An 8,006-nucleotide genomic window follows, 5' to 3' on the forward strand; every position below is an offset into this window, starting at 1 on the left:
TCGCAGGTAGTACCGCGTCCCTATCTCTTAAATCGCTCATGCTTCATAGCTGAACAAGACCAGAAGTATTCAGCAAGGCGTCAGTCGCCGGGAGCTTACCAATTCGCGCGAAAGCACGAAGGATAAGATGAGGGAAGTGGAGCACATCATCGAGGAACTTGGCGACTGGCAAGGGGCTGACCCTATCACAGGCTTTCAGTTGGTAAAAACTGAAGACGGCCGGACGTTGCGGATCGCTGATCTGGTGGACGATGACAAGAGCAAGCGAGACCGTGTGTCCACTGCCCTGAAAGACCCAACCCAGAAGAACAACTGCGACCATGTGGACATCATCATTGCCCTGGGCATGGCCAAGGAGGGCTTTGACTGGATTTGGTGCGAACATGCGCTCACCGTTGGCTATCGATCCAGCCTGACCGAGATTATCCAGATCATAGGACGCGCTACCCGCGATGCGCCTGGAAAAACCCGCGCTCGCTTTACCAACCTGATAGCAGAGCCAGATGCCTCAGAAGAGGCGGTAACCGAGGCCGTGAACGATACCCTTAAAGCCATTGCCGCCAGTCTGCTGATGGAACAGGTTCTCGCCCCCCGCTTCGAGTTCAGATCGAAAGTGTCAACCAACGAACCGACTGACGGCTTCGATTATGGAGACGATGGTTACCAACAGGACAAATGCAATGTCGGGTTCAACGAAGAGAAAGGAAAGTTCCAGATCGAGATCAAGGGGCTGTCCGAACCCAAGAGTGAAGAGGCAACCCGCATCTGCCAGGAAGACCTGAACGAAGTCATCACTGCCTTTGTGCAAGACAAGACCGCTCTTGAACGTGGGCTTTTCGACAAAGAACTCGTTCCGGAGGAATTGACGATCTCCCGCATGGGAAAAATCATCAAAGACAAATATCCCGAACTGGATGAGGAAGATCAAGAAACCGTTCGACAGCACGCCATCGCGGCTCTGAACCTGACACAACAGGCGGCTCATATTGCGACGAGTGGCGATGGAGAACCAGGAGCCAACACGGCCCTGATCGATGGCGTGCGTAAATTCGCAATGGACGTGCGAGAACTGGACATTGATCTGATTGATCGCATCAATCCGTTTGGTGAGGCTTATTCCATCCTGGCTAAAGCAATGAGCGAAGAGAGCCTGAAACAGGTTGCGGCCGTAATCGGTGCCAAACGTGCGACGATGACATTGGAAGATGCTCGTGTTTTATCTAAACGAGCGCTGAAATTCATGCAGGAACGTGGACGGCTCCCCTCCATAACATCGACCGACCCCTGGGAAAAAAGCATGGCCGAGGGCGTTGCGTTCCTTGCTCGCATGAAGGCGGAGGCGGCTCGTGGCTAAAGGTTTTACCGACGAAGATGATGCGCTCCTGTCAGCGCTGGGCGTTGAAGTCGAGACAAAAAAAGAAGCCTCCCGAACTCCAAGAGAAGAGCGCATCATCGCTGGGTTTGAGGAAGTTCAGCGATTTGTGGACAAACACGGACGCTCTCCTCGTCATGGGGAAGATCACGACATTTTCGAGCGTCTATACGCAGTCCGCCTCGATCGGCTTCGCACGCAACCCGATTGCATGGCATTGCTTCTGCCTATGGATCATCAGGGTATTCTCTCCAATGCTGTTGTCATTGAAGAGATTGATGAAAACATAAGCGACGATGAACTGCTTTCCATGCTCGGCGTGGACGGCATCGAGCCGAATTCAATCACTGAACTGCGCCACGTCCGCTCCACAGCAGAAAAGCGGGCAGCCGAGGAAATCGCCAACCGGGAGCGCTGTGAGGATTTCGACACTTTCAAGCCGATATTCAACGCAGTCCAGAAAGACATCGAGATCGGGACGCGCATTACACGCCCTATCCGGAAAGAAGCCGGCCTCCTGAAAACTGACATCAGACCGGGAGAATTTTTTATCCTGGGTGGCCAGACAGCATATGTTGCCGAGATTGGTGAGACCTTCAGAGCGCCCAATGGTGAGAGTGATGCCCGTCTCCGCGTCATTTATTCCAATGGAACCGAAAGCAACATCCTGCTTCGTTCCCTTCAGCGTGCGCTTTATAAAGATGAAGCCAGCCGCCGAGTGTCCGACCCCAGTGCCGGGCCATTATTCGCCGGCGAGAACGAGGACGACGATCTGGCGAGCGGCACCATTTATGTTCTCCAGAGCAAGTCGGATAACTCTATCGTTGCAGCTAACCGAGACCTTATTCACAAAATCGGCGTAACGGGCGGAGACGTTGCCAAACGTATAGCCAATGCGAAACTCGACCCGACTTTCCTGCTGGCCGATGTGGAGGTCATTGCGACCTACAAGCTGTTCAACATCAGCCGCACCAAACTCGAAAAAATAATCCATCGCATCTTCGATCCGGCCCGACTGGATATCCAGATCGAAGACAGGTTCGGCAACCTCGTCATCCCGCGCGAGTGGTTCCTTGTGCCACTGTTTGTGATTAATGAGGCAGTGGAGAAGATCAAGGACGGTACAATCACCGGCTATGTTTATGATCCGCTAACAGCCCAACTTGTGTTGCAGGCTTAATCCATGTGCCAGGTGAGAAGCCCACGCCAGGGTTTTCCATAATAAAATCAGTGATGATTTTGCCTTTTTCATTGTTCTTTCTGCCGTCTTCGAAGATATTGTCCAAGGCTTTCTGAATATCTTCTAAGAGAGAATCGTAATCGATGTTAACTCTATCCCATTCCTGTCCATTGAATATGGTTCTATTTATGTGAAGGTGGTTGCCTCTGTGCCAGAGCGTGAGGGTATTTTCCCTCCAATAAGGTTTATACTGACCAGAATTTCGCACTTTTTCGTCTGGACGCAAGCTAAGGCCGTGTACCAGTCCGCAGCGAAGGACCATGTATAACTGCTCTGGTAGGTCATTGGCTGAAACAGGCTTTTCGTATTTAATATTTCTATATTTTGGCAAACGCTCATCGAATAGCTTTCTCACAACTTGAAAAGTACTTTTCCCTGTTCGTTCAGAGTTAAGCTTTGAAGCAACTTCAATAAGGCATCCTAATATAACAAAATCCCATATGCTGCCATTTAATCTATCTTCAGGTGTCTTTATGGACTGTGCTGTTCTTAATTCCATAATCCTCTCGTTCAACCACTCTTGATATTTATTGATATCCACTTTCTTCCTCAATTTTCTTCTGGGTTCGCCGTTGCTTGGTATCTGCTGTCCGTTCGGCAAGGGCGGGTTCATAATACGCTTTATGTAGCGACACGATTAGAATCGACCACGGGCCATCCTCGCGGTTAGGAATCGGGGGGTAACATGCAGAACAAAACGTAGGAGATTTTTATGTCATATGAAATGACTTGATCTTTGCGTTCGATGATCTGGAGGCCAATATTGCCATTGAAGCACATGCCGGGCGAAATCCCATTCGAAGACAGGTAGTTTATCGTATTGCATATAAACTAAGTTTTACTTAGCTTATTGGTGGAATTATGAACTAGACGGAAGTTTGTAAGTCTGTCAAAATACCAAGCATGAATATGCATTCAGGTGGAAAGCTAAACCGTCTCCAGCAGGAACTCCCCGAAGGGCTCCTCGCTGATGCAGCTTGGATGGAGACCCACGGCTATTCGTCAGCGCTGCGGAGCCAGTACGTGCGTTCCGGCTGGCTCGAAAGCCCAGCTCGACGCGTCTATCGCCGCTCGCGCACGCCGCTTACGTGGCAGCAGGTCATCGTTTCCCTCCAGACCGTACTAGACCTTCCGCTGATCGTCGGCGGCCGCACCGCGCTAGAACAGCAGGGTTACGCTCATTATCTGTCGATGTCGGTTCGTGAGATTCACCTTTACGGACCGAAGCCTCCACCGACATGGCTGCCAGCCCTGCCGCTCGAAGTGGCCTTCCATTGGCACAACAGCCGGCGACTGTTTCCAGGCCACACCGATGCATCGCCTATATCAAGTCCGGCCATGATCAATGTCGGTGGTCTGACCATGCCCATTTGCTATTCCAGCAAAGAGCGCGCCGTTCTCGAACTGCTCGATGAACTACCCGAGCATGAGAGCTTCCACCAAGCCGATGCCTTGATGGAAGGAATGAGCGATTTAAGCCCGCGCCGAGTGCAAGCGCTGCTTGAGGCTTGCACCAGCGTGAAGGTGAAGCGGCTCTTCCTCTTCTTCGCGGACCGCCACCGCCATGCATGGCGACCCCGGCTCGATATATCTCGTATCGATCTGGGTGCGGGTAAGCGCGTCCTTGCCAAAAGCGGAAAACTCGATCCGCATTATAACATCACCGTGCCAACCGACCTGGGAGGTTCGTGAAGCTCATGGCTTTCCTCGACACATATCAGCAGCAGGTGGCTCTATTGATACGAGTTGTTCCTTTCGTCGCGGAGGAACGGATTTTCGCGCTCAAGGGTGGCACTGCGATCAACCTGTTCGTGCGCGACATGCCACGCCTTTCCGTGGACATCGATCTGACTTATCTGCCGGTTGAGGGGCGGCCCGCATCGCTCTCTGCGATTGACGCCGCGATGCTCAGGATCAAGGAGCGGATCGAACAGGGCATACCCGGTGTGAGGGTCAATGCCTCACGTTCGGCCGATGAGAACATCGTGACCAAGCTGGTCGTTCGGGTCGGCGGTGTACAGATCAAGATAGAGGTAACGCCGGTGCTACGAGGCACCGTCTATGATCCGGCTGTGACAAGCGTGGTGCCTGCTGTCGAATACGCCTTCGGGTTTGCCGAGATGCAAGTCGTGTCTTTCGCTGACCTTTATGCGGGCAAGATCGTAGCTGCATTCGACCGCCAGCATCCCCGTGACCTTTTCGACGTGCGCGGCCTGCTGGCGAACGAGGGAGTCGACGATGCATTGCGTCGAGCTTTTCTGGTTTATCTCATCAGCCATAACCGCCCGATGGCCGAAGTTCTTGCCCCGACCCGCAAGCCGCTACGCGAGGAGTTCGAACGGGGCTTTGTCGGAATGACGGAAGAGCCCGTTACCCTCACGGAACTGGAAACCGCGCGGGAAGCGATTATCGCTGAGATGGTCGCCGCCATGCCGGACGATCACCGGCGCTTCCTCGCTAGCTTCAAGCGAGGCGAGCCAGATTGGGAACTGCTCGGAATACCGGAGGCCCAGCATCTGCCTGCCGTCATGTGGAAACAGCGCAATCTTGCCAAGCTGCCCGATGCCAAGCGGGCTGAACTGACCGAAGCATTGGAGCGGGTGCTCTTTTCATGAGCATGAATCGCCCGTCAGCAATCCGCATTGCTTGGCGATGAATATGCGGGTAGAGGCGGATGGTCCTGTGCCCTCTCGACCACCTAAAATGACACAAGCGACGATATTATGTGGGTTTTTGTGTGGGATAGTTTTCGTGGTCTACGTAATAAATATCAATAAATCAACATGTTAGTTTGTTTTTGCGGCGGACTTCCCCTCCGCCCAACCCACGGGCGTCGCGACATTGACGGTCGGAAACAGGGTATGGTTGGGCTGCGGCAGATCAGGGTGCGGGCCTGTTCCTGCCGTTACGGGAAGAGATGCATTTTCCGGACGCAGGACGAGTTCCCATGTCGCTGCACCCAGCACTGCCAGTCCGATCACTCCGGCACTGCTCCAACGTATCCATGTCTTCATGCTATTCTCTCGGTTCCATGTTGCCCGGCAAAACCCTGCGGTCCGTGCTATGATTCAGCGCCGCCCTCTGGCAGGACAAAGCCCAGTACCTCTGCAAGATGGGCACGGTAGCGCGCGACGGTCCGACCAACCGCCGGTTCCTTCATAACGTTTGACGCAAGATACGTTGCAAGCGGTCCCATGCCCAGGAACTGGTTGGCCTTGTGGAAAGGGAAATAGACCGCATCAATCCCCTTCCCTTCAAAGAACTGTGCCGGATCGACAAAGGCCTCTTCCGGGGCGTTCCATGTCACGGAAAGCATGTAATGCTTCCCCTGCAGCAGGCCGCCTGAACCGTATTTACGCTCAGGATGGGAACGGCTGCGCCCATCATTGGCATAAAGCGTGCCATGACCGGCGGTGAAGACTTCATCAACATACTTCTTGACCGTCCACGGCGCGCCCATCCACCAGCCCGGCATCTGGTAGATGACCAGATCAGCCCACAGGATATTTTCGACTTCGGCCTGAATATCGTAGCCAGCATCGATCTTTGTCTGTCGTGTATTGAAATCCGCGTTCGACAGGACCGCAAGGGCGGCATCATGCAGCGTATCGTTCAGACGACCATGAGAATGGGCAAAAGCCTTTCCACCGTTCAGAAGGAGAATATTTTTCATCGTAATAGTGTCCTACAAAAAGCATCCCGGATACGACTGATCAGGATTGAGAACCATTGTCCGGAAGCATTTTCAATATGACGGCGCCTTGGCGGTACAAGCGGCATCTGTTCCCTACGGAACATGATGAACTTGACAGGCTTTGATAATCCGTTGCTTCTCCACAGCACTTGTGAACTTGTTTCATCAAAGAGGCGCTGATGGATAACCGGATTGGCGAAATGCAGATGTTTCTGCGTGTCGTGGAAAGCGGCAGTTTTTCCGGGGCAGCCCGCCTGTCGATGACAACGCCCTCGACGATAAGCAAACTGATTGCCCGTGTTGAAACACGCCTTGGCGTGCGCCTGCTTGAACGTTCGACACGGCGGCTTTCCGTCACGCCGGAAGGTCAGCTTTACTACGAGCGTGCTCAGGCACTGATCGCCGAACTTGACGATATGGAACATGCGCTCACTACAGGATCGGTCCGGCCGGGCGGCACCGTGCGCATCAATGCTTCGGTGGCCTTCGGGGCGCTGGCGGTTGAGCCTCTCCTTCCAGAGTTCTGGGATGCCTATCCGGATATTGTTATTGATCTATCGCTCTCCGACGAACTGACAGACCTTTATCTTGATCGCACGGATGTTGCCTTCCGGGTCGGGCCATTGCAGGATTCAAATCTGACAGCCCGGCGTATCGGCGCGGCACGACGTAAAATCGTTGGATCACCGGATTACCTGAAACGGTTTGGTACACCGCAGAGCATTGATGATCTGGACCAACACAAATGCCTTGGCTTCAATTTCCGGCGTGCCGCCCCTGTCTGGCCGCTGCAGGAAAAAGGTCGCATCGCAGATCGTATCGTCCGAGGCCCCCTGCTCGCCAATAACGGCGAAACAGTCAGACGCCTGACGCTATGGGGTGCGGGGCTGGCACGGCTTGGCGACTACCATGTGCGCGATGACATCAAGGCCGGCCGTCTCGTTGAAGTTCTGGCCCATACGGACGCGCAGGACGAAGAAGAGATCCATGCGCTCTATCTGGGCAGCAGACAGACACCCCAACGCGTGAGAGTATTTCTCGATTTCGTCATTCCGCGTCTTCAGGCGTATTTGCGTACCTGAATGTTGTGCGTCCTGTCAGATCAGAACGGAAGAATTGATCTCCGGACGATGCTTTCAGGCACGAGCCAATATAATCGGCAGCCCGCTTCGCTCCCATTACCCTCGGCGTGATTGGTGAGATATCTTATGCAAAGCTTGCGTTCTTGAGCTTCAGGAGCGGGATATCGGTCTTCATACTCCGCACGCCTTTGATCCGTGCAGGGTGTTCGCTCTGGAAATATTTCAGTCCTGGAAGGTCGTCTTCTCCCGTCAGCCATAACCTGACAAAAACCGTCACGCCGAACCCGGCTTTCGCGGGATTCACAACGGCGACATACCCTTCGATAACGCCACTTTTTCCAGCATTCGCATACGGCGCAGGCATGGCGATGGAGAGAGTCCGGCGCGCCTTGCAAGTTCATTGTTGGGGCCGCGGCCATCTTCCTGGAGAACACGACGAATACGCCGATCAATCGCATCCAGTTTCATTGGCATCTTAGAGCCTGATCCGAAAGTTTTTCAGCACTGACAATGCCTTGTGGTTCTGCGGGTCAGCATGCGGATTGAGGCGATCAAAGTCCACGCTGTTGACGAGGCTATGGACTTTTCCCAGTCTTTGGCGAGCCGCCTGCAGCGACC

General features: G+C 53.7%; 9 protein-coding genes and 2 pseudogenes. 5 read left to right on the forward strand and 6 right to left on the reverse strand.

Annotated elements, in window-relative coordinates; all coding sequences use genetic code 11:
• Positions 1 to 100: 100 nt before the first annotated feature.
• Both CFR80_RS16030 and CFR80_RS16035 read left to right on the forward strand, forming a co-directional pair.
• Positions 101 to 1,354, forward strand: a pseudogene (locus tag CFR80_RS16030) (DEAD/DEAH box helicase); the annotation flags it as partial.
• Positions 1,347 to 2,552, forward strand: coding sequence for a GIY-YIG nuclease family protein (locus tag CFR80_RS16035; RefSeq protein ID WP_110507703.1), 1,206 nt, complete (start codon positions 1,347 to 1,349; stop codon positions 2,550 to 2,552). The pseudogene CFR80_RS16030 and the gene CFR80_RS16035, both read left to right, overlap by 8 nt.
• Here CFR80_RS16035 and CFR80_RS19020 read toward each other — a convergent pair.
• The gene (locus CFR80_RS19020) at positions 2,500 to 3,153 is read right to left on the reverse strand and encodes a hypothetical protein (RefSeq protein WP_146221682.1); all 654 of its coding nucleotides are present in this window, start codon (positions 3,151 to 3,153) and stop codon (positions 2,500 to 2,502) included. The genes CFR80_RS16035 and CFR80_RS19020 overlap by 53 nt on opposite strands.
• A gap of 362 nt (positions 3,154 to 3,515) precedes the next feature.
• Here CFR80_RS19020 and CFR80_RS16040 point away from each other — a divergent pair, with 362 nt between their 5' ends.
• Positions 3,516 to 4,304, forward strand: a complete 789-nt coding sequence (locus CFR80_RS16040) for a type IV toxin-antitoxin system AbiEi family antitoxin (protein ID WP_110507704.1) — start codon at positions 3,516 to 3,518, stop codon at positions 4,302 to 4,304.
• A gap of 5 nt (positions 4,305 to 4,309) precedes the next feature.
• Complete coding sequence (locus CFR80_RS16045; protein ID WP_258367875.1) at positions 4,310 to 5,227, forward strand: nucleotidyl transferase AbiEii/AbiGii toxin family protein; 918 nt, start codon at positions 4,310 to 4,312, stop codon at positions 5,225 to 5,227.
• A gap of 171 nt (positions 5,228 to 5,398) precedes the next feature.
• Here the strand turns inward: CFR80_RS16045 and CFR80_RS16050 are convergent, their stop codons facing one another.
• Both CFR80_RS16050 and CFR80_RS16055 read right to left on the reverse strand, forming a co-directional pair.
• Positions 5,399 to 5,626, reverse strand: a complete 228-nt coding sequence (locus CFR80_RS16050) for a hypothetical protein (RefSeq protein ID WP_373636512.1) — start codon at positions 5,624 to 5,626, stop codon at positions 5,399 to 5,401.
• 47 nt (positions 5,627 to 5,673) lie between these two features.
• The gene (locus CFR80_RS16055; protein ID WP_010516330.1) at positions 5,674 to 6,285 is read right to left on the reverse strand and encodes an NAD(P)H-dependent oxidoreductase; all 612 of its coding nucleotides are present in this window, start codon (positions 6,283 to 6,285) and stop codon (positions 5,674 to 5,676) included.
• Between the two features lie 200 nt (positions 6,286 to 6,485).
• Here CFR80_RS16055 and CFR80_RS16060 point away from each other — a divergent pair, with 200 nt between their 5' ends.
• The gene (locus tag CFR80_RS16060) at positions 6,486 to 7,388 is read left to right on the forward strand and encodes a LysR family transcriptional regulator (protein ID WP_010516332.1); all 903 of its coding nucleotides are present in this window, start codon (positions 6,486 to 6,488) and stop codon (positions 7,386 to 7,388) included.
• Between the two features lie 124 nt (positions 7,389 to 7,512).
• Here CFR80_RS16060 and CFR80_RS20110 read toward each other — a convergent pair whose 3' ends face one another.
• The 3 genes and pseudogenes from CFR80_RS20110 to CFR80_RS16070 all read right to left on the reverse strand — a co-directional run.
• Entirely contained in the window at positions 7,513 to 7,752 is a 240-nt protein-coding gene (locus CFR80_RS20110; RefSeq protein WP_309146443.1) for a hypothetical protein, read from the reverse strand.
• Positions 7,689 to 7,862, reverse strand: coding sequence for an Lrp/AsnC family transcriptional regulator (locus tag CFR80_RS19955; protein ID WP_309146442.1), 174 nt, complete (start codon positions 7,860 to 7,862; stop codon positions 7,689 to 7,691). Before CFR80_RS19955 ends, CFR80_RS20110 begins: the two co-directional genes overlap by 64 nt.
• Positions 7,863 to 7,886: 24 nt before the next feature.
• Positions 7,887 to 8,006: pseudogene (locus CFR80_RS16070) on the reverse strand (IS5/IS1182 family transposase); the annotation flags it as partial.

This window comes from Komagataeibacter oboediens (assembly GCF_003207815.1).
Taxonomy (GTDB): Bacteria; Pseudomonadota; Alphaproteobacteria; order Acetobacterales; family Acetobacteraceae; genus Komagataeibacter; species Komagataeibacter oboediens.

Bases quoted from the DNA above. Each gene is read 5' to 3' on its own strand.
- CFR80_RS16040 (WP_110507704.1), top strand. From the start codon at position 3,516: ATGAATATGCATTCAGGTGGAAAGCTAAACCGTCTCCAGCAGGAACTC.
- CFR80_RS16045 (WP_258367875.1), top strand. From the start codon at position 4,310: ATGGCTTTCCTCGACACATATCAGCAGCAGGTGGCTCTATTGATACGA.
- CFR80_RS16050 (WP_373636512.1), bottom strand. From the start codon at position 5,626: ATGAAGACATGGATACGTTGGAGCAGTGCCGGAGTGATCGGACTGGCA.
- CFR80_RS16055 (WP_010516330.1), bottom strand. From the start codon at position 6,285: ATGAAAAATATTCTCCTTCTGAACGGTGGAAAGGCTTTTGCCCATTCT.
- CFR80_RS16060 (WP_010516332.1), top strand. From the start codon at position 6,486: ATGGATAACCGGATTGGCGAAATGCAGATGTTTCTGCGTGTCGTGGAA.
- CFR80_RS20110 (WP_309146443.1), bottom strand. From the start codon at position 7,752: ATGCCTGCGCCGTATGCGAATGCTGGAAAAAGTGGCGTTATCGAAGGG.
- CFR80_RS19955 (WP_309146442.1), bottom strand. From the start codon at position 7,862: ATGCCAATGAAACTGGATGCGATTGATCGGCGTATTCGTCGTGTTCTC.